Here is a 19624-nt window from a genome sequence, read left to right on the forward strand (position 1 = left end):
CTACACCACGCCAGGGACACGATCTCGCAAGCCCATCCGTCCGAACTATACCAACTGTTTGATTTACCCGCTCTTGCAGCACTGCCGCCCCCCTAATCGGCGCTAAGGACGGTTGTAAAGGACGGAACCTGGCTTAAGATGGCTGATCCAGCAAGCGCGCTTGGCCGCATCTATACTGACGGAAACGAGATTGTCCGGCCGATCACGTGGGAGAGCCATTGTGCTGGGCATCACTGGGCCACGGTGGGCAATCCTGATGGCGGTGACCTATTTGGGCAGAGAGAAAAGGGTTGTACCCGCCAATCTGGTGTCACGATTGATGCACGGCGGCTCTTCCTTCGTGACGACCCACTCAAAGTTGCTAGAGAAAAACGGTGCTGCGGCATAAGCACTCCGCAAACGATGACCTGATCCTGCAGATGTCGCTAACGGCCAAAACGCGCAAGCATCTCGCGACTTTGGCGCCACGACAGGCAGCACAGGATGAGCTCACTTTTAATGAAAGCGGCATTGACCGATCAAGCGAGTTCATTGCCAAGGCTGCTACAGTGAGACATCGCCTGGAATGGGCCGGCTCTGGCATTCAGAAGACCAAACGCACGTTACTGTCAGAAATGGAGCTCGCTAACCATGAGTCGCCCATTCTTCGAATATTTCTTGAAGCGGCGCGGTCGAAGGTGGTTGTGGTCCGTTCACAACGCCGACGGCGCGCAGGTGATGACGGGTTCAGGACGTAACCGGTCCGCCGCCATCTACCAAGCTAACAGAGCGCTTTTTCAATTGCTGCTGAGCGCGCCATATCGCGTCGGAGCTCGATCTATCCGACAGGCTCGGCGAGGTTGGCTTACGCCCAAACTTTAGCCGGGCACGAGCTTCGAGGATTGAGCTGCTGCCGGTTTGACGGACACCCGGTTAAGCTAATCCCACCTTGCGCTCAAACTCAACCGGGCTGAGATAGCCGATAGTCGAGTGCCTGCGGGTCGTGTTGTAAAATCGTTCGATGTAGTCGAACACATCGGCGCGTGCCTCGTCTCTGGTTCGATAAATCTTGTTAGCTGTACGCTCGGTCTTGAGCGAGGAGAAGAAGCTCTCCATCGCCGCATTGTCCCAGACATTGCCGGAGCGGCTCATGCTGCAGACGATGCCATGGTCGGCCATCAGGCGCTGGAACTGCTCGCTGGTGTATTGGGCGGATTCAAACGGTCGTCGCAACACCAGTTACTTTCACTCATGACAGCAGATCGTCAAGCGCCTCCGCCGGCGTTTTCCAGCCTAGTGTCTTTCTCGGTCGGGCATTGAGGGCGGCTGCCACAGCGGATATCTCCTCGGCGCTGTGGATGCTCAGGTCTGTGCCTTTCGGGAAGTACTGCCGCAGCAACCCGTTGGTGTTCTCGTTAGTGCCGCGCTGCCAAGGGCTTTGCGGGTCGCAGAAGTAGACCTGGATACCCGCATCGATCTTGAGACGATCGTGCTGAGCCATTTCGGTTCCCTGATCCCAGGTTAGCGAGCGACGCAGCTCTTCGGGTAAGGTGATGACGGTGCGCGTGATCGCGTCGCGCACGGCTTCGGCCCCATGTCCCGCGAGCGCAGGTCCGTTCTTCACGCGCGGAGCTTGGCCATGCCCCGCCAACCGGGGAAGGTGCAATAGCATCGTGAAGCGCGTCGTGCGCTCGACCAGCGTGCCGATTGCCGAGCTGCCAACACCGAGGATGAGGTCTCCTCCCAATGTCCCGGCACTGCTCGATCGGCAGCTTCAGCAGGACGCTCACTGATCATGATCTCCGGGGAGACAAAGCCCTTGCCTCGCCTGCGTACGCGCGCTCTGGGCATCCGTAATACACGCCCTGTTCGCAAGCAGGCCGTCAGCTCGCGGCGTAGCGCGCCGCGGCCCTGAACGAAGAGAGCTTGATAGATAGCTTCGTGGCTGATGCGCATCGTCTTGTCGTCCGGGAAGTCGATCGGCAAGCGTCGGGCAATCTGCTCAGGGCTCCAGGCTTTGGCCCATCGCCGATCCTTGCGCGGGCCATGCCGGCGCCCCTTCCACGGAACGGAGGGACCAGGAACGGGAGCGCCGGTCGCGGCTACGACGCCGCCAGCAAGTCTCTCCTCCACATAAGTGCGCAAGGTTGCATTGAGCGCAAGCTTGGTCGGCCTGGGCCGGCGGGCGGATCGATCCGCATGCCATTGGGCAGTTGTTGCCCTATACTCCAACCCGCCGCCGCGGGTGGCCGCATTGCGCCGCAGTTCACGGGAGACTGTCGAAGCAGCCCGCCCCAAGCGACGTCCAATCTCCTGTATGGAATGGCCCTGCACCTTGAGAAGTGCGATCTCCTCGCGCTCAATCAACGAGAGGTACCGCCCGGAGAGCGCCTTTGCCGAAGATCTGAACATCGCTGGTGGCATGCCGCCCGCCTTTCGGAATAATCTGCTTCCGACAGGTTGTGACAATCCGGCTTCGAGTGCAGCATCTTCGCTGCTTAACCCAGCGGCAATCGCCCGCCAAAATTTATTCTGTTCACTGCGTCCCGCAACAGAGGGCCGTCCTGGCGACGGCAATGGGGCTCGTCCTGACCGCGCCGATCTGCGCCTTACAACGTTCATCGCAACCTCCAAACTCCGAGTGTTGCGACGACCGTTTGAATCCGCCTTGGCTGCCCTGGTCGGAGTGATGCAACAGCGCATCCGGCTTGCCGCGTCGCCAGACGGCCATCAACAATGCGTCCGCCACAAGCTGTGCCGTCATGGCGGCACTCATCGACCAGCCCACCACGCGGCGTGAGAACAGGTCGATCACCGCCGCCACGTAGAGCCAGCCTTCGGCCGTCCAGAGATAGGTGAAGTCGGCGATCCACTTCTGGTTCGGCCGTTCGGCGGCGAACTGCCGGTCAAGGAGGTTCGCCGGTACGGTCTCGAGCTGTCGATCGTCGCTGTCCTTCGGCAAGCGCCGACGTCGCGGCCGCGCCCGCAGGCCTTGCAGGCGCATCAGCCGCTCAATCCGGTGCAGGCCGCAGTCAGCCCCACCGGCGAGCAGATCGCGCCAGACCCGGCGCGCGCCATAGGTGCGGTCGCTGGCGACAAAGCTGGCCTTGACCTTGCCACCGAGCTCCTCGTCGCTGCGGGATCTGGCGCTGGGAGAGCGGTTCAGCCAGGCATGGAAGCCCGACCGCGAAACTCCCAGCGCATCGCATAGCCATGCCACCGGCCAGATCGTCCGGTGCTTCGCGACGAAGGCGAACTTCATGTCGCTTCCTTCGCGAAGTAGGCTGCGGCCTTTTTTAGGATATCCCGCTCGGCCTTCAGCTTGGCGACCTCACGGCGCAGCCGGTCGATCTCCTGCTGCTCCGGCTTCATCTGCCCGTGGCCGGGAAAGGCTTGCGCCGGGTGGGAGCCGAACTCCTTCACCCATTTACGCAGAACGTTCTCATGAACGTCCAGGTCACGGCCGGCTTGCGCCACCGACACACCACGTTCCCGAACCAGCTTAACCGCCTCGACCTTGAACTCGCGACTGAACTTCCGTCTCTTCATCGCCCACCTCCGGCTTCATGAAACACCTAATCTCGGTGTCCATCAAACCGGCAGCAGCTCAAACATCGAGGCCCTGAGAGACATCGGGGCGGTCTCTTGGTCACCTTATGACGATTAGCGCGCTCGTTATCTAAACGCCAGAGCTCCCTTCGGGCGTGCGCGAATACTAGATCGGTCAGGGCTTCGTGTCGGTGGTTCGGGCTCGGCTCAACGCGTCGGAGTGCACGAAGACATCAGCTCCACCATTCCTTAGGTTGGATGAAGCCATATCATCCCTTGGTCGCGTTGAACCACTTCACAGTACGAATAGCCACTGCATTCATATCCAAACTGAACTTGCGCAATCTAGTCCGCGTACGTGGCCTTCAGCAAGGGATTGAGCGGCAAGCCGTCACGCCGATAGCCCTTCGTGCTCTAGCGCTTGCCGGCGAGCGCTTTCTGCGCGCGCTCGTTCGTAGCTGCGAAGACACCAGGGGCGGCTACTCATCTTCGCGCTCTTGAGCGATCTCCCGCTTAACCTGACCCTGCATAGTACCCACATCTACAAATTCGAGCCTTTCAAGAGTCTTCCTTCCCTCGTCGGTGATAATCCAGCACCCGGCCTCTCGCTCGATCAGTCTTTGGCCAAAAATATCGAGTCGGGGCGCTCGGCTCGCGATGCGCTCCATACGCGCCGGCCACTCTGGGCCGCTGCTGTAATAAATGGCCAAATGCTGTTTAACGACTTCGATGCTCGCCCGTCCGTGCGGCTGGCCGGCAAGTATCTTTAGTATGGACAGCTGAAAACTCACGCGCGCACGCCATTGAGTCGAGGAAAAGCTCCATAATACTTATCCTGAGGGAAGCCGCAGCGCCGTGCGCGGCTTTTCAAAAGAAAACTTGCGCCATAACGCGGTAAGCAAGGTTCTCGACGGCATCGGCGACATCCTGCCCAGAGTGTTTTGAAGAATGGGTCAGCGGAGATAGCCGCGTTGGCTACGCGTGTGACGAGGTCTCGACTGCCGTCTTCGACCGATTCGATATCAAACTACGTCGGTGGTAACCGCGCTGTTGCACATCTTGGCGAATAACATCGCTCACTGAACGCACCGCCCGCTTCTTTCGCTTCCAACTGCCGGCCAACCCCGCAGGGATCGCAAACCCTTGCGGAACGACCAAAAGATCGCGTCTTCCGTTCACATAAATATCGAACATGTCGTCCCTCGGTTGACACCAGCGTAGATTTCCGGTTCATACATTTGGTGACATCGAAGCAACAGTTGCGCTTAAAGACTACGCGAGTTGTCTCCGGATTTCGCCCGCACTTGAGAGTGCACGGCGCAATCTCGCTTCTCCTTCACGTGCTCCGCATTGCCGAGAATACAGGAGCCTTCGCGCGCGCCCTATTGTCGCTAACAGATTCCCCCTCTCTGGGCGTCGTTCAAGGCAAAAAGCCTTGCAGGCGACCGTCGGATCGATAACGAGCCGGTGAACTGAGTTGTCCTTTATACAGAGGCCTGATCTGTGATGCGACGGACTTTTGCCGCTCGGACGAATTTGATTGAACGTTTGTCTGCCGTGGCAATTCTCTTTTGTTCTGAGTTTATCCCTGACCACCGCGCGATCGAATCGTACTCGGATGCTGATGTTACAATGTACGTGAGGACCGTCGCGGGCGCGATGGTGCCGACGGACGCGAACGTGTTCACGTCCCAACTTACCGCCCGTTCATAGCGGCTATTGAGGATGACGGCGACGCTGGCAGCCTGGCGGCGAAAGTGAGCAATCCGCAGAGGTAAACGCCGGATCGTATTCCCATTGCCGCCAAACAGCGAGTACAGACATAAGGGCTGTCGTGGATTTCGGCAATGAGGCTTGTCCTGTGTCGGCCTTCTTCGAATGTGGGCATGCTCACGAGCGGACTTGCATGGTTATGCCTCTCGAGGTTGGCGGCGCAGAGGACTTTGGTCTGACATAGGCCGCTCACCCGCTGCAGATCGCGCAATACGTCTCCATAGCCGCAGCAAGCGCGTTCTCGGAACACCCGGCAAGCGGGAGGCGCTCCTGAGCTGTTCAGGAGAGCGCGCTCTTTGCGCCATGGTTTGAAAGGCAGATGCGGACAGATTAAGGTCACGTGCGATCGCATCGATGTGCTGCGGGCTCAAGAGAAGGCCGGTTCGGATGTCCGGGACGGGCTCGCGCGCAACCGGCTGAGTAAATGCCTTAACTGCAGATTGGCCAACCACGCATACCCTTTGAGACAGCCATGGCTGCCAGAGGCAGACTTGCTCTTGTCACGAATCAAACAAGACCGATTTGTGGGAGCGGATCCTTCGATCCGGTTGGCCCTGCCGGTACGACGCTTTACGGAGCGCTGCAGAGCCAGTTGGGCGGCAGGCGGAAAACCCTCCAGCGAGGTCCGCTAGGTGTCGTGAGACAATAGGGCGCTCGCCGATTTGACGCCAGCATCACCAGTTGTTCTCGAATCGACGGTCGACGCGACCCTGTCCGGGATCACGCTTAGATTACAAATTGACCCACAACCCAATTCGCAGACTCCCTCCGCCAAAGGCTAACCAGCCCATGCCGGCGGCAATGCAGGCGGGGTTCGGAGCTCTATCACATCGGCGAAGACGGTCCAGTCGCGGACACTCTTTTGCTTGCAGAAATCGCTCTCCGCCTGCTGTGCAGCAGCGCACACCGAGGCGGCATCGACCTTGAACGTCGCCTGACAGGCACGATGTTCGTGCCCGGTATCGTCACAAACGGTCTTGATGAACCGAACATTAAATGAAGGCATGGCATCCTCTTCTTGTGGGTTTGCTTATCCACCATTCTGCCATTCGCTCCACAAGAGTATTTGATCTGCCTCAAGCGGCATCCCCAAACCGGTTGTCCGCTCCTCCATCGAGATAAGGTCGAAACTTTGGCAGCGCGACTCGAGCGCTCCTGTTGTCGCGCAGACCACGCGGCCTCTACGTTTCCAGCTTGGCGGATCGCACTCTGTTTTGCGCCGAGGGATAACGCCTTCTGGTCTGCTCATGCCCTCGACTGACAAAATTGAACGACCGATGACTCGAGGAACGTCTGAAGAGACGACGCATGCGCCGTCACGCCCGAGATGCCGGCTATTGATCTCTGTCGATCCATACTCAACCGATGGCAATATTGAGAGGCCGCTAACTTTACACGCGATACTTGGTGATCTCACGAGGCATTGCCGCAAACACCAGGTCGTCGCGCCAATCACTGAGCAGAGCCATTTCTGAGGCGCGCCGGCGGCCGAAGCAATCGATGGCGAGACCTATGCGCACGTGATCGTGGGCCAAGATGAGGCAAACTGCCCCTGCGGCCGCGACAGCACAGCCGATGATCACGCTTGTCGCAGCCAAAGTTTCGATGAGCCCACGGCTCAAGACGTCAGCGCCAAAGCCTTTGGCTGGGATCTGCCCGGCAAGGCCACCGGCATTGCGAGGCGAGCGATCAATTGACCATCCGCTTGACGGCTATCGCAAACATTGAGGACAAATGCCGTCGTGGCCCATTCGCGAGCGGCACGCCTCAAATCAACCCCGCTACACGCTGGCGCGTTGCGGACCAACGCGAGGCCCTCGCGGATCGCCCGACTTGGGACATGTTGCCGGCCAACGCGGGCCTGTGGGGCTCGCAGCAGCCGCTCGAGCTCGGCCATTCTGGATGCGCATCAGCTCTTTTTGACCTGTATCAAATACTGCGGCGAGTGCCTACTGATAGAAGTGAGCTTCCCGTCCAAGGTCACACACATGGCAGAAAGAAAGACTTGGCGCCCCATCATCTTTTCATGTCCAGATACCGGCGACCGAGTTCAAGGACTGCTGCCGGACGTCCCCGAGCCGCGTGCCGATGACCTACACACAAGAACCTGCGCCGCGTGCGAAGGCGTCCACTTCATCGACCCGCGGACGGGCGCGATGATCGGCGCCGAGATCGGCGCCGCGCGCAGCTAGGCTCATCCGAATGGTGTCAAGCGAGTTCCGGCGTCTTCGGGTTCTCGGGGATGCCGCCCCGCACACAAGGGCGCGGCTGACGTCATCACAACCCAATGCCCCACGTTGACGCCGTGGGACAAAGAGATTTCTCACCAACGAAGGGTGTTCGACATGACAGACCACGGGGACATTGGTCCCGCCGCCGGCCAGATCGCGGGAGCGGCAGTCCAGTTCAACTTCTGCAGAACAGCGTTTAATACCAAGCGCCGAGAACCTGAGCTGATCCAGATCGATTCGACCGAGGCCCGGGAGTTGTTTCGCAGCGCCAATCCTAATATTTCGGGTGGCGAGCCGATCATGTCCCGGCATGATAGGTTCAACGGCGCCACGGCCGATAAAACCCCGGCCGCGGCTGGCGCAATGGGGACCACGCCGCCTGGGCAATATTGGGCTGAGCCTGCTCGCGCGGCGGCCAAGCCATCTCCTGTGTAGTTCAGAAGGTTGCCTGAATTTGTCAGCCTACAGCGATGAACACCGTCCAAGATCTACTGGCGACCTGACCTGGGAGCGGGTCGAAACGGCGCCGCCCTTTGATCAGGATCTGGAGATTGCCGTGATCGAGGGGAATGCCATTCACCGGGTGGTCTTTCCTTGCCGCCGGGCCTTCGGCGGCTGGATCAAGGCCAAGTCCGGAGAACACGTAGCCGTGCAGCCGACGCACTGGCGCATATGGCCAAATGGCGGCGGCCGTCTTTCACAATAGATTGGTGTGAGCTGAGGCGCGTTCTGCTCCGGTGGCCCTCGAATGTAGAGTCGATCGAATGAGAGGTTCTACCAGGAAGCATGTCGGACCACATCTGGTAAGGCTATGGCACTGCCGCGGCAGCCGCCGCGCTTCCTCTCGTGCTGTCGTGGACAATGTCCAGATGCAGAAGGTCGCGCTGGACCTGATACGCAATGCAATGGAGGCCATGGCTTCCTGCCCGCGCGGCGAAGTTGCTGTCGACAGGTTTGCAGTTGCTCATAAGGACCCCGGCATCAGCGCTGATATCGCCGACCGACTGTTCCAGCCCTTTGTCACGACCAAAAGGCATGGCATGGGTGTGGGGCTATCAATCTGCCGGACGATCATCGAGTCACATGGCGGCCATATCGTCGCGCAAGCAAAACCGGGTGGCAGCGCGATCCTTCAGTTCACCGCGCCATTTGTGGAGCTTAGCGAAGGGACAGCATGATTGGGCGGCGCATTCTTGTGATCGACGATGACGCCGCAATGCGGGACTCGCTCGCGTTTCTTCTTGATGTTAACGGTTTCTACGTAGCAACCTATGAGACGGCGACCGCGTTTCTTAATGACGTCGCGAGCGGTCCAGTTGATTGCATTGTGTCGGACATCCGCATGCCGGGTATGAGCGGTCTCGAGCTAGTCGGTAAAGTGAAGGCCAATCGCGTCAACTGCCCCGTCGTCTTAATAACTGGTCATAGCGACGTATCGCTCGCAGTCGAAGCGATGAAAGCGGGTGCGGTCGACTTCCTCGAGAAGCCGTTCGTGGAGGAGGTGCTATTGCGTGCGATCAATAGTGCTTTGGAAGCGCGGCCAACAAAACCAGCCGATGACGCAGCAAAACTCCAGGCGGAAGCCCGCCTCGCGGGCCTCTCGTCGCGCGAGCGTGACGTCCTGCAGGGACTATTAGCCGGCAAGATTAACAAGGTGATCGCCCATGATCTCGGCATCAGTCCCAGGACAGTCGAGGTTTACCGTGCAAACCTCATGGCCAAGACAAGTGTCCGCAGCATGTCCGAGTTGATGCGGATCGCCATTACGGCGGGACTCTAGCACCAGCGCAATGGCGCGAATGGCTTATTCATGCATTCAAGCTGCGCACTCCAGACCACGAACCGACGGTTTTCAGGCGCACCGCACCGAGCGGGCCATGTTTTCGATGACGGCTACCTATGCAGCACACGCTGCTGGTTTCTTGAATCACGACCGCACATGAAGCAGATCAATTACGTCGGCCCACATTTGTGCTCCGATATACAGCAGGTCTGTCACCCCGGAGAACGGGGGCTACGACAGCGTATCGCATGATCATCGAGCGCGTCGACCACGTCGGTCAGCGTACATCGATCGGGATGCCGTCAATATCTGCCTGGTCACCTCCGCGGCCGACCGATGCTGACGGGGATCAGAGCCAAGGCGCCCGAACAAGACTTCCCGCGGCAAGCCGAAAGTGGCGGTGGACGACAACTTTTCGGCTGGCTGGAGCTCTTCACGGGTGCGGCCGTGCGCTTCCGACTGCTTCCATGGACGCGGCCGAGGAAGCCAGCATGCAGCTTTCTAATCCGGTTTGGCCATGTTTGAGCAAAAGGGATCCCGCCGCCCCCATTCAAGACCGCCCTGCTCATGGCACTGACGGGTAAATACTTAAGGACTTCTACCTAGGGAAAACATCCAAATTTTCGAGTTCGTCAGGAGCAGCCAATCTGCGTCCCATCGATGTCCGCAAAATAGGGTCCGCCATGCACGCCCAGCCCGCAAATTTACCGATACCAGCCGTTATCCGACCAGCGTCTTGCGCGGGCAACCTCAACACTTCGGCTAAGTTGATTTACGTCAGCTCAAATTCAAAGCGCGCTGCGTTTTTGCGTCGAACAGCGCAGAAAATTGCGGCGTAGCGAAGGACACCGAATTCGGCTTGGGCGATCTTGTAAGTGGCAGAAACGCTTCCGGCCTACATTGTGCCTCCAGGAGCACCGGAATGATCATCGACCTTTTGCTTCGAGAGCATCGCAACATTGAGCTGCTTCTGGCCGCTCTTCAACGCGAATTGGAGATTTTTGAGAGAGGGGTTCGTCCCGATTATGAGGTCATTCGCGCGATTATCAGCTATTTCGAGGTTTACCCCGAGCTGTACCATCATCCACAAGAAGACTTGATTTTTTTCAAGCTCAAGGCTCGCGATCCGGATGCAGCTGCAATCGTCGGCGATCTCGCGCTTGAACACCAGGAAGTGGTCGACCGTTTGCACCACTTCGCGCGAGCTATTGACGCCATCCTCGCGGATCGTGAACTCTTTCGGCAAGACGTCGGCGATATCATACGCGACTTTATAGTACGCGAGCGGCGCCACATGATGTGGGAAGAACGAGATTTCTTTCCGGCCGCACTGAAGGCTCTCTCGGCACAGGAATGGACCCAAATCGCTTCCGCCGTCACCGATGATGGAGATCCCCTGTTCAGCGAGACAGCGGCAGCCACTTCCGACGCGCTAAGAGCGCATATTCTGCAATTGGAGCAAGAAGCTGAGGCCGAACGGAGCTCGGTCGCGTTTTCGTCCGCCAAGGCCGGCAACCCGTGACACGGCGCCGAGACGTAGGGGCCGTATTGATCGGCGCCGTCTTACAGCAGGAATTAGACCTCATGCTCATCATGTCGAAATGAAAATGGGGTGTTCGCGGGCACGTAGCCTGCTGCACCGCCAAAATGGCTTTCTGCGCACGATGATCGCTTCCGGTGCCAACGGCATGGCTGAGCCTTCCTGAGCCCTGGTTCCGGCACGTTCCACAATGTGATGTCGCAGGTCTGGCAGTTGCGCAGTGACATCGCGAAACGGATGCCTCTCATGTCCGCCGCCCCACAACGACGGACGATTTCCGCCGCGCGGGTGGGGCGAAGCACTCCCACTCTTTGCCAGCCTGGCACGCTCTGAATGATCCGACCGCGGCCGGTTCGACCCACAGCACGCCAATTGCCAGGCACTGCTCGCCCGGGTACGTTTAGCACGAACGGCAAGGCGCTGGACGACGTCAGGTCTAACTCTGCGCCGAGTCGTGTCGGATCGGAGATCGCCATCATTCAACTGGCCTGTGCTGAGGGCAGGACCACGCTCACGGCTGAGGAGCACCCTGTCGGCACCAGTGCCATCTTCAAGCTCGTGACATCCTCCGCGTGGTTCGCTCATAGACTCTCAAACAGAGGCCCAAGACGAAACCCGACTATCGGGTGGGACTGGTCGACCAAGGACTACCTTAAGCAGGGTTCAATCAATAGCAACCGCTCATGCATTGTCTACGCTTGCAAGATCCTTGGAGCCGGGTTTTTCGTATCGTCGCGCTGATCGAGCATAAGGTTTCCAAGCAGGAAAGCGCACCGAGTTTGCGGCTCGTCGCTGCGGTGACCGCCCGGCATCACCGTCCCTCGTCGCCGTCGTAATCGTTGCCGACGTGCTCTTGAGCGACAAACCTTGGTGTAACTTTATAAACCTCAGGCTAACGGTCGCATACCACGGCATAATTGAGCTCCGCTGAGCTTGTGCTTCAACTGAGCTCAGATTTTCGGCGAATGTCCTTGCCGTGATCGAACCGGCGGTTGACCTCTCTCTGCCGATGGAAGTCCGCGCGATGCGTCAGCGTCGCTCCTCCCAGACTTTCGCCCGGCCCGCTAAGCGGGGCCGGGCTTTTTTTGTATTCCCAAGGCTCCATCGATCATCGACAGCGCAAATGACCGCAAGAGGATCCGCTTTGTCGAGAAGCGACCCAAGCCCGGATCAACGGCCTTGCAGATCGAATGCAGCGCGCAGTTGGCGGGCGGCAGCGACCATGTTCGCTAGCGCCGGCCGCACTTCCTCCCATTTGCGCGTCTTCAGGCCGCAGTCCGGATTGACCCAGAGCTGCGAATCCTGGAGCCGGGTCTGAGCCAACGCCATCAGTTCCTTCATTTCGCCCGCCTCGGGAACGCGTGGGGAGTGGATGTCGTACACGCCCGGCCCGATCTGATTTGGATATTCGTAGTTCCTGAACGCGTCGAGTAGTTCCATTTTCGAACGCGACGTCTCGATCGAGATGACATCTGCGTCCATTGCAGCGATCGCACCGATGATGTCGTTGAACTCCGAGTAGCACATATGTGTATGAATTTGTGTTTCGTCGGCGACACCCGATGAGCAGATGCTGAAGCAATCCACGGCCCAGTCGAGATAGGCCGTCCACTCCGATCGACGCAACGGCATTCCTTCGCGCAGTGCGGCTTCGTCGATCTGGATCATTGTCGCACCAGCATTCTCGAGATCGCGGACTTCGTCTCGGATCGCGAGCGCAATCTGGCGGCAGACCTCGCTTCTGGGAATATCATCGCGAACGAAGGACCAGTTCAAGATCGTCACCGGTCCGGTCAACATAGCCTTCATCGGCTTCCTCGTTAGTGATTGCGCGTAGCGCCACCAGTCCACGGTGATAGGCTTCGGCCGCACCACATCGCCAAACAGGATCGGTGGCCTGACGCAGCGCGAGCCGTACGACTGCACCCATCCGTTCCTGGTAAATGCGAAGCCGGCGAGGTGCTCGCCGAAGTACTGCACCATGTCATTGCGCTCGAACTCGCCGTGCACGAGGACGTCGAGACCGATGTCCTCCTGCCAACGTACGGCGCGCGCAGTCTCCTCCTTGAGGAACCTGTCGTATTGCTCGTCACTTATCGCGCCTCGCGCATGCGCCGCACGGGCATTCCGGACCTCTGTGGTCTGCGGAAACGATCCGATGGTCGTGGTAGGAAAAGCCGGTAGTCCGAAACGATTGCTTTGGATCTCGGCACGACGGGCAAATGGGCTCGCCCGTCGACGCATGGTCTGATCGATCGCTTTCATCCGGACAGCGACATTGGCATCACGGATTTTCGGCGAAGTCCGGCGAACAGTCGCGGCACATTCCGACTCGGCAAGAGCTGGCGCAACATTCTGGTCGCCTGCGAGTGCCCGCGCCAGGATCGCAAGCTCCCGCATCTTCTGGACCGCGAAAGCAAGCCAGCTCTTGACGTCGGAAGCGAGCCCGGTTTCGAGTTCAACATCGACCGGCACATGAAGTAGCGAGCAGGATGGGGCAATCTGTACACGGTCCTTGCCGAGCTTCGCAATCGCGGGTTCGAGCCGCTGGCGCAGCGACGACAAATTCGACCGCCATACATTCCGGCCGTCGACGACACCGAGCGACATGACGAGATCACTTCGGCCGCCAGCGCTGATCTGGTCCAACAACTGTGGCGCTCGAACTAGGTCGAGGTGTAGTCCGGCAACTGGCAGGCTCAACGCGGTGTTCAGATTGTCCCCGAGGTCGCCGAAATAGCTGGCAACTAAGATCTTGATGGCCGGCACCTCCTTGGCGAGCCGATCATAGGCATGTCGCAAAGATTGCCGCCCCCTTTCATCCAGATCAAGAACCAGGCAGGGCTCGTCGAACTGAACCCAATTTGCCCCACGTTTGCCCAATTCCTGCAGAACCTCGATATAGGCCTGTATCAGTTCATCCAGTAGTGAAAGTGGCTGGAACGCAGGATCGGGACTCTTGCCGAGCTTTAGGAATGTGACCGGCCCGATCAGGACAGGGCGGGTTTGGAAGCCAAGGGCCTTGGCTTCCTCATACTCCTCGATCGGCTTGCGAGAGCATAGCCTGAAAGTCTGCCCCCTGTGAAACTCCGGGACCATGTAGTGGTAGTTGGTGTCGAACCACTTAGTCATCTCCTGCGCGGGTGCGCCAAATCCGCGCGGTCCGTGACCGCAATTCGCATCCCGATCGTCGCATTGTGATCCGCGGGCCATGGCGAAGTACGTCTTGAGCGAAACGGATTCGGCTTTCGAGGCGTAGATCTCCGGGATGGCGCCAACCATGACACTCGTGTCGAGCACCTGATCATACAGCGAGAAATCGTTCGATGGAATGACTGTGACGCCGATAGATTTCTGTCGAGCCCAGTTCGCGGCACGCAAGCCAGCTGCGTCCTCGAGCAACTGCTGTTCGCTGCTTTTTCCGGCCCAGTAGCTTTCTAGAGCGAGCTTGAGCTCCCGCCTTGGACCGATGCGTGGCGTTCCGAGCGTAGCAACCGGAAGGGAGAGAAGAGACATAGCGTTAACCCCATGTTGGGGGCAAAGGCCATGGCGGACGCAGGCAGGGGAAGTCGCGCGGTGCGACGGCTGCTTGGCGCACCACCGGGACACCCCGCCCGTGGACGAATATATTGTCGGGGCAGGTCTCCTGGCTCGCGGGTCATCGCTTCTGTCCGGCCTTCCCGAAGCCGCGCAGGCTTCAGTGACATCGTTGGACAGCGGCTTGCCGCTCACAGTTGCGGGGGCAGCGCCGGCATTGTCACCGGCTTCCCTCTTAGCTCCGGCAAGTGGAAACCGGAGAACCTCGACGGCTTGGAATATCGGCAAGAGAAGTCTTCCGTCAACCTCTCAGATTATGTCTCAAGCTGAGCTGCGACATCTGCGACGCGAATGACCATGCATCTCTATGGTTCAGATGATGTAGAAGCGCTCTCAATCGGCCATATCGGAATGACCATCGCAGCTGCCCGCGGGCCGCATGGCAGATCGGTGGCAGGGACAAATGCGGCTTGCGCAGTCGGGACTGCTGCCTCGAGCCGAACGCATCTGTTGCGAGTCCCGGCTTCCGATGGCAACGATACCGAACTAAACGGTCGCGTGACGAGGATGCATAAGCCGCGCTGGATAGCGCTGAACGGAAACATCGAGACATGGGCCAGTCGGAAAGTCGACAAAGAGAACACAAAAGCGGTGTGAATTGCAGTCCATTACCTGGCACGAAGGATGCAAGTCTTCGGCATACCCAGTCTTCTCCTTCTGGGCATGTCCAGCACAGCAAATTGAGGCTGTCGCCGGCAGCGAAGTTAGCGGCGCGTGACATAGAGGGGAGCCCTGCTCGCACGGGACACCATCGCTCTCCCCGTCGCGTCGCCGCTAACTTCTTGCGCTCGCGCATACTGGTTGAAGGTTGCCCGCTTTAGAACGACGTGTGGATGAAACCAGATAGGCCGACAGTTATGAGAAAAATCTCTGGAAGACGCGCGTTATGGTTTTGTCTTGGTCAATGCCTGATCTACCTGGCCGGGTTGGCTCCGACGAGCAACAGTGTTCGCGCCAACGAGAGCCCCCTTATCGAACGATTCAAGTCAACGTGGCGAGCGCAAGACGGCGAGACAATTGAACAAATTGTCTCCAACGTCTCGAAGGTGGCACAGTTCGTCCCTCGAATGTGGGGCCTCGCTGAACTTGATCAAGATGACCATGTGTTCGTTTCGTGGACTAGGCACCGGGATGATACATCAGGCGAACAGAATGTTATCACCTGGAAGATCGCGCACGACGGAACCTTTCAACTTGCGTCGACCTATGCAAAGCCGATGGAATTGGGCTGGCGCGCCCTGGCGCTCTCGTTGATCGCCAGTGAAGTCAAGGATGGCGAAAGGGACGCAAATCTTCGCTTTTTGCATGATCCGAGCAATTTCAACTTTGTGACGACCACGCAAGGCCGGCTCGGCGATCTTCTGCGGCAGGGCCGCTGCACTATCGTTGAACCTGTTGGAGTGGACTACTTGCCGAAGCAGAATGACAAACCGACCGAGAAAGGTGATCTGTGGCGCGTTTTGCTTTTAGTGAACTGCGATATCGCAGGACCCCGTTTTTTTACACACAACGGGGTCATCACTTTCGAGAAGAGCGAAGGGCAAGATTGGAAGCCGCAATCCTCCTTTGCCAAGCGTATCGCGGCCTTTCCTCCTGGCTCCTGGTTCGCTCGCATAGAGCCAAAGGATCGGGAAGAGCAAGGCGACGAAAGCCCTCGGTAAAATGGTCGCGCAGAGCAAGATCGCGCCGTAGCTCCTTTTACCGCCAACGCCTCTGAACAACTGCAAGACATATCAGCTCTAAAATGTCGGTGTTTGCGCCTTCAACAGTCTCGAGATTTTCCCGCAGCTTTCAGCTCGTCAGGAAACAATCGGACAGCAAGATTACCACCGCCTCCTTCTGCGAGTAGTCGAGTGCAGCGGCACGTGCCAGCTGGCGAGATTTGGCCCCCGGGGCACCCGAGGCAGTGGGAGGACACCAATCCGCGAGGGAACCAGCTCTCCATGCCAGTCTTCAAGGGACCGGGCCTGGAGATGCCTCGGGCCCAAGCCCGATCCGGCGTGCGCGCCGCGCATCGCGCGACTGACTGGCACCCGCAAGAGCGTGAGCGTGCCGACGCCGAGGCGGCACGCGAGATCGAGTGCTGCGACGAAGCGCGTTAAGACGGTAATGGGGCAAGCGTTAGCGCCCGGCACGCCCCCTGAGCACCGGCGAGCGACCCCGGCGAGGAACCCGGCGCCGTGCGCCAGGTATCGAGGACCGAACTGGGTCGGTGCTAGATTTCCTCGCGCGCATTCGTCTGCGCGTCATAGATCCGGATTTGAAGCGTGGGAAAACGCTTCTTTAGTTCTGCTCCGCCTGCCCTGGCGCCGTCTCTGGTTGCGAATTCGGCTCTGAGTCGGCCATCTACTTCAAGCGCGTAAGAAGAGACTGGCAATTCCCGGGGGGCAGCCATTTCATTCCCATTCTGTAGTGAGGCCATTGAGAATGATTTGTAGCTTGAGTCGGCTAAACCGCACCAGAGCTAGCTGCCCGAGTGCCGCAACGGGGGCAACCATGTTGTGGATTGAGGCTTCGCACAGGATGGCACTCGCGATCGTCCGAACACGGGGCGGCTTACCCCTCGCCCAGTGCGTATACGACGAAGCCGCGGAGGTTGCCGCTCCAAATTTCCGTGGCGCAAAACGCACGCCCTCACGCCGGGCTTGCTGGATAACTCTCCGCATGTGATCGCGGTGAAGCATACTACGAGAGAGCGGCCGCCAGTCGCGCCGCCTGGGCCATGACAATCCGGTCCTTGTACGAACGCGGCGATGGCACCACGAACGATTATGGTGCAGCGCAGACATGCGAAAAGCCTCAATGCAATTGGCATCAACGATCACCCGGCTGACTCTCCGAAAGAGGGCTCCGGGTTTGGCGCGGTTTGCGCAAAACGATACCGATTCATTTTACGCAGCGGGTGTTGAGCTGAACTCCGTCGCGCCTTTGTCCAGATCTCAGAGGAAGCGAGACCAGATTTCTCTTCGGAGATCAATATTTTCCTAAGAATTGACGGCGAAATGTCATCGCCGTCGCTGAAACCATCGAGGCCTTGCCGATGGTGGCTGCCACACAGCTAGCCAAGTTGCTCCTCCCCGCCTGACTTCCACTCGGCCGTCAAGATTCACAGGCGACTTTTGTTCTTCAAGCGCGTGAGAAACAGCGTTCCGAGGTTCGGTTTTCTCTCATATACCGAGTTCGCGGCTGAGCGATGGGGATCTCCTCCTCAGGTCGAGAGGGTGCAGTGCGCGCTCAGAGAGAGAGAGAGAGAGAGAGAGAGAGAGAGAGAGAGAGAGAGAGAGAGAGAGAGAGAGAGAGAGAGAGAGAGAGAGAGAAGAGAGAGAGAGAGACCGGCGCGCGCACACCGGAAGAAATCGCTTGAACCTCACGCAGCGTCAGGTCGTAGCTTGGAAATGACGGCCACGCTTTCCTAGAGCAAACGTCCAAAGATGCCGGCCGAATAACGTAAGTAGTGTTTAAGCAGTCGAACGTGGCGCGCCGGATCGTGCGTGAACATGGATCAAGAGCGGGAGATTATTGTGGGGATGAAACAGCGCGTAATGATGGTCGCATTGTTCGCTGTCATCACATCTCCGGTCTGCGCGGCGAAGCTCAGCGGCCCTGCCCGCATCCTCGACGGCAATACGATCGAGATCGAGCAATCCAAGCTTCGGCTCTCAGGCATCGAAGCTCCTGAAACTGACCAGATTTGCCTCGACGCCCACGGTCGGAAATGGGCTTGCGGCATAGCTGCTCGCGACGAGCTGATCAAGCATTCAAACGGACGAACGTGGGATTGTCATACCACAGGAGGTGATGAATACGGCAGGTCAGGCGGCAGTTGCTTCATAGAAGGCGAGGACGTGAGCGCCTGGATGGTACGCTCCGGCTGGGCACTATCGTCGGATCCTTCTACCCATACCTACGTTATCTATGAGGTTGTGGCGAGCAAAGCCCATGCGGGGCTGTGGTCGGGGGCGTTCATCGCGCCCTGGGACTGGCGTCGCGGCAACAAGGGGACGATCATCATCGGCGCGAGCTCGGTTCCGATCGACGCTCGGGAACTCCTGCTCGGATCCGCGCTGCTATCGGACCCGCCCTCGTCCGAGTGTCTGATAAAAGGCGCCGTAGACCGCAACGGCGAGCGCATTTACCACCTGCCCGGGCAACTCAGCTACGAACAACTCGACATGACGAAGAAGCCCGGTGAACGCTGGCTCTGCAGCGAAGCGGAAGCCGAAGCCACCGGGTGGCGTAAAGCCGCGCGATGAGGTGAGATGCATGAAGGCAGGCCATTCTCCGACCTACCTGGCCAAGATCGCGCCTTCGCGCCGCTCGCTGTTGCTGTTGCTGTTCGCTATTTCGTCGGTCTGCATACGGCTTGGCGACAACATTGTCGATGCAAAGGAAGCAAAAGCGCCGCCCAAGCCAAATAACCTGATCTCGCCGGAGGCTGCCCTGAAGCGGCTGATGGAAGGGAACGATCGCTATGTCCAGGGCGTATCACGACGCGACGATTTCAAGCGCGAGCGTCAGATTTTGGTGGATGGGCAAAATCCATATGCCGCGGTTCTGAGCTGCGCCGATTCTCGCGTGGCGCCTGAACTTGTCTTCGGCAGCGGACTTGGTGATCTGTTTGTCTGTCGCCTCGCTGGTAACTTCGTCAACGATGACACGCTCGCCAGTATGGAATATGCGGTGGCCGTGCTGAACACGCCGCTGATCCTGGTACTTGGCCACGATCATTGCGGTGCGATAGACGCCACGATCAAGTCGCTCCACGACAATAAGCCGCCGCCGGGGCACATTTCATCCCTGGTCGCTGCGCTTGCGCCAGCGGTAGAAGTCTCTCGCCAGCAAACCGGTGACACGTCCGCCGAAGCAACCCGACAAAATGTAATCGACAATGTCAACAAACTCAAATCGACGGGGCCGATTCTGAACGCGGCAGTCGAGCAGAACAGACTAAAGGTCGTTGGGGGTCTGTATCGGCTCGACACCGGCAGAGTCGATTTGCTGAGCTGACGCTGGCACCTTCGCGCTGCCGGACAGTCGTTTGCCGCCTGATACAGGGCTTCGGTCGAGTTCCGCGCAATTCGCTCGCGCATCGGCTGCATCAAATGCACCGAATACAATCCGCTCCACAATTTGTCATAGCTTCGGGAAGACCCTTGGTATGCGCGGCCTCTT

At 58.8% G+C, this 19624-nt stretch carries 12 protein-coding genes, 3 pseudogenes and 1 riboswitch; of the genes and pseudogenes, 9 read left to right on the plus strand and 6 right to left on the minus strand.

Going from position 1 to position 19624, the window contains the following annotated elements:
• The first annotated feature begins 374 nt into the window (after positions 1 to 374).
• Positions 375 to 737, plus strand: a complete 363-nt coding sequence (locus QA649_RS35495) for a hypothetical protein (RefSeq protein WP_283021267.1) — start codon at positions 375 to 377, stop codon at positions 735 to 737.
• 175 nt (positions 738 to 912) lie between these two features.
• Here the strand turns inward: QA649_RS35495 and QA649_RS35500 are convergent.
• The 5 genes and pseudogenes from QA649_RS35500 to QA649_RS35520 form a co-directional block, all read right to left on the minus strand.
• Positions 913 to 1191, minus strand: a pseudogene (locus QA649_RS35500) (IS3 family transposase); the annotation flags it as partial.
• Between the two features lie 37 nt (positions 1192 to 1228).
• Positions 1229 to 2601, minus strand: a pseudogene (locus tag QA649_RS35505) (IS30 family transposase).
• 46 nt (positions 2602 to 2647) lie between these two features.
• Positions 2648 to 3528 (minus strand): annotated as a pseudogene (locus QA649_RS35510) (IS3 family transposase); the annotation flags it as partial.
• A 479-nt stretch (positions 3529 to 4007) separates the two neighbouring features.
• Entirely contained in the window at positions 4008 to 4319 is a 312-nt protein-coding gene (locus tag QA649_RS35515; protein ID WP_208639224.1) for a hypothetical protein, read from the minus strand.
• A gap of 1760 nt (positions 4320 to 6079) precedes the next feature.
• Positions 6080 to 6307 carry a hypothetical protein gene (locus QA649_RS35520; protein WP_100233537.1) on the minus strand — a complete coding sequence of 76 codons (228 nt, stop codon included), beginning with the start codon at positions 6305 to 6307 and terminating at the stop codon, positions 6080 to 6082.
• Positions 6308 to 7646: 1339 nt separating this feature from the next.
• On the opposite strand from QA649_RS35520, the gene QA649_RS35525 reads away from it, so the two are divergent.
• The 5 genes from QA649_RS35525 to QA649_RS35545 all read left to right on the plus strand — a co-directional run bounded on the left by QA649_RS35525 (position 7647) and on the right by QA649_RS35545 (position 10837).
• Entirely contained in the window at positions 7647 to 7967 is a 321-nt protein-coding gene (locus QA649_RS35525) for a hypothetical protein (protein WP_283021268.1), read from the plus strand.
• Positions 7968 to 7986: 19 nt separating this feature from the next.
• Positions 7987 to 8238, plus strand: coding sequence for a hypothetical protein (locus QA649_RS35530; protein WP_283021269.1), 252 nt, complete (start codon positions 7987 to 7989; stop codon positions 8236 to 8238).
• A 163-nt stretch (positions 8239 to 8401) separates the two neighbouring features.
• The gene (locus QA649_RS35535) at positions 8402 to 8710 is read left to right on the plus strand and encodes an ATP-binding protein (protein ID WP_283021270.1); all 309 of its coding nucleotides are present in this window, start codon (positions 8402 to 8404) and stop codon (positions 8708 to 8710) included.
• Positions 8707 to 9312: a response regulator FixJ gene (gene fixJ / locus QA649_RS35540; RefSeq protein WP_100233452.1), complete on the plus strand. Its 606-nt coding sequence runs from the start codon at positions 8707 to 8709 to the stop codon at positions 9310 to 9312. Before QA649_RS35535 ends, fixJ begins: the two co-directional genes overlap by 4 nt.
• A gap of 925 nt (positions 9313 to 10237) precedes the next feature.
• Positions 10238 to 10837 carry a hemerythrin domain-containing protein gene (locus QA649_RS35545; protein ID WP_100233451.1) on the plus strand — a complete coding sequence of 200 codons (600 nt, stop codon included), beginning with the start codon at positions 10238 to 10240 and terminating at the stop codon, positions 10835 to 10837.
• 1188 nt (positions 10838 to 12025) lie between these two features.
• Here QA649_RS35545 and metE read toward each other — a convergent pair.
• Positions 12026 to 14371, minus strand: coding sequence for a 5-methyltetrahydropteroyltriglutamate--homocysteine S-methyltransferase (gene metE, locus QA649_RS35550; RefSeq protein ID WP_283021271.1), 2346 nt, complete (start codon positions 14369 to 14371; stop codon positions 12026 to 12028).
• 102 nt (positions 14372 to 14473) lie between these two features.
• A riboswitch (cobalamin riboswitch) is annotated at positions 14474 to 14675 on the minus strand.
• Between the two features lie 610 nt (positions 14676 to 15285).
• Between metE and QA649_RS35555 the strand changes: the two genes are divergently transcribed.
• The 3 genes from QA649_RS35555 to QA649_RS35565 all read left to right on the plus strand — a co-directional run bounded on the left by QA649_RS35555 (position 15286) and on the right by QA649_RS35565 (position 19459).
• Complete coding sequence (locus QA649_RS35555) at positions 15286 to 16113, plus strand: nodulate formation efficiency C protein (RefSeq protein WP_283021272.1); 828 nt, start codon at positions 15286 to 15288, stop codon at positions 16111 to 16113.
• A 1836-nt stretch (positions 16114 to 17949) separates the two neighbouring features.
• Positions 17950 to 18705 (plus strand): thermonuclease family protein, encoded by a 756-nt coding sequence (locus QA649_RS35560; protein ID WP_157329556.1) that lies wholly within the window; start codon positions 17950 to 17952, stop codon positions 18703 to 18705.
• Positions 18706 to 18715: 10 nt separating this feature from the next.
• Positions 18716 to 19459 (plus strand): carbonic anhydrase, encoded by a 744-nt coding sequence (locus tag QA649_RS35565; protein WP_283021273.1) that lies wholly within the window; start codon positions 18716 to 18718, stop codon positions 19457 to 19459.
• Positions 19460 to 19624: the final 165 nt, after the last annotated feature.

The organism is Bradyrhizobium sp. CB1717 (assembly GCF_029714325.1).
GTDB lineage: Bacteria > Pseudomonadota > Alphaproteobacteria > Rhizobiales > Xanthobacteraceae > Bradyrhizobium.

Excerpts from the sequence above, each read along its gene's own strand:
- QA649_RS35565 (WP_283021273.1), top strand. The coding sequence starts at position 18,716 with ATGAAGGCAGGCCATTCTCCGACCTACCTGGCCAAGATCGCGCCTTCG.
- QA649_RS35520 (WP_100233537.1), bottom strand. The coding sequence starts at position 6,307 with ATGCCTTCATTTAATGTTCGGTTCATCAAGACCGTTTGTGACGATACC.
- QA649_RS35545 (WP_100233451.1), top strand. The coding sequence starts at position 10,238 with ATGATCATCGACCTTTTGCTTCGAGAGCATCGCAACATTGAGCTGCTT.
- QA649_RS35525 (WP_283021268.1), top strand. The coding sequence starts at position 7,647 with ATGACAGACCACGGGGACATTGGTCCCGCCGCCGGCCAGATCGCGGGA.
- QA649_RS35560 (WP_157329556.1), top strand. The coding sequence starts at position 17,950 with ATGGATCAAGAGCGGGAGATTATTGTGGGGATGAAACAGCGCGTAATG.
- fixJ (WP_100233452.1), top strand. The coding sequence starts at position 8,707 with ATGATTGGGCGGCGCATTCTTGTGATCGACGATGACGCCGCAATGCGG.
- QA649_RS35555 (WP_283021272.1), top strand. The coding sequence starts at position 15,286 with ATGAAACCAGATAGGCCGACAGTTATGAGAAAAATCTCTGGAAGACGC.
- QA649_RS35535 (WP_283021270.1), top strand. The coding sequence starts at position 8,402 with ATGCAGAAGGTCGCGCTGGACCTGATACGCAATGCAATGGAGGCCATG.
- metE (WP_283021271.1), bottom strand. The coding sequence starts at position 14,371 with ATGTCTCTTCTCTCCCTTCCGGTTGCTACGCTCGGAACGCCACGCATC.